Below are 1,262 nucleotides of genomic sequence, written 5' to 3'. Positions count from 1 at the left end.
TTGAAGTGGCATAGTTAATTTGGTCACCAACTCAGAGGTGATATCATCACCTCACAAACAGATAGGTGACAATTATGGCGAAACGTATAAGACGACTTTTCAGTGCTGAATTTAAACTTGAAGCAGCTCAACTGGTTCTTGATCAAAACTATTCCGTGGTCGACGCTGCCAACGCGATGGGCGTCGGTAAATCCACCATGGACAAATGGGTTCGGCAACTCAAGCTAGAACGCAAAGGGATTTCACCGAAAGCGTCACCCATGACGCCAGAACAAGTCGAGATCCGTGAATTGAAAAAGAAAATTGCACGACTTGAAGAGCATAATGAGATATTAAAAAAGGCTACAGCGCTGGTGATGTCGGACTCTCTGAACAATTCTCGTTGATCGAGAAACTCAGTCGGCGCTTTAGCATTAAACAACTGTGTAACGTGTTCAGTGTTCATCGCAGTAGCTATCAATACTGGCGTCATCGCTCAAAGACGCCGTCAGTGGAACAAATACGGCTTCGGGCTCTTGTTCGAGAAGCTCATGAAAGCAGCCACGGTTCTGCTGGTGCTCGTACTATTGCTGACATTGTATCGAAAACAAAACAGGTTCCTTTAACGCGCTATCGGGCAACTAAGTTAATGAAATTACTTGGCTTGGTGAGTTGCCAAACACCGAAGCATAGATATGCAAAAGCGCCTCAAGAGCACGTTGAAATACCGAATCATCTCGGGCGGCAATTTGCGGTCACAGAGCCAAACCAAGTTTGGGTGGGTGACGTGACCTATATTTGGTCAGGTAACCGCTGGATGTATCTTGCTGTTGTGATGGATTTATTTGCTCGAAAACCTGTTGGTTGGGCGATGTCATTTTCACCGGATAGCCAACTAACCGGAAAAGCCTTATCAATGGCTTTTGAATCAAGAGGTAAGCCAAGAAATATCCTGTTTCATTCAGATCAAGGAAGTCATTATACAAGCCGCCAATATCGACAATTATTATGGCGTTATCAGATAAAACAAAGTTTATCTCGGCGGGGTAATTGTTGGGATAATGCGCCGATGGAGCGATTTTTTCGAAGTTTAAAGACAGAATGGGTACCCATTTTAGGCTACCGTAATTTTATAGATGCACAGCGAGAAATAACACGATATATCATCGGGTATTATAGTCAGCTTAGACCCCATCAATATAACGGTGGTTTAACACCCAATGAATCAGAACGATTGTATTGGGAAAACTCTAAAACGGTGACCAATTTTTGTTGACCACTAC

At 43.6% G+C, this 1,262-nt stretch carries 1 protein-coding gene; it reads left to right on the top strand.

Annotation, left to right across the window (positions count from 1 at the left end):
• The first annotated feature begins 74 nt into the window (after positions 1 to 74).
• Positions 75 to 1,255 (top strand): IS3 family transposase gene (locus tag PR833_RS20315; protein WP_272526491.1). Its coding sequence is split into 2 segments (ribosomal slippage): positions 75 to 333 and positions 333 to 1,255, totalling 1,182 coding nucleotides; the frame shifts between segments, so codons are not numbered across the junction.
• Positions 1,256 to 1,262 lie beyond the last annotated feature (7 nt).

Source organism: Providencia sp. PROV189, assembly GCF_028480065.1.
GTDB classification, from domain to species: Bacteria; Pseudomonadota; Gammaproteobacteria; order Enterobacterales; family Enterobacteriaceae; genus Providencia; species Providencia stuartii.
This window is presented reverse-complemented; position numbering and strand designations above follow the sequence as displayed.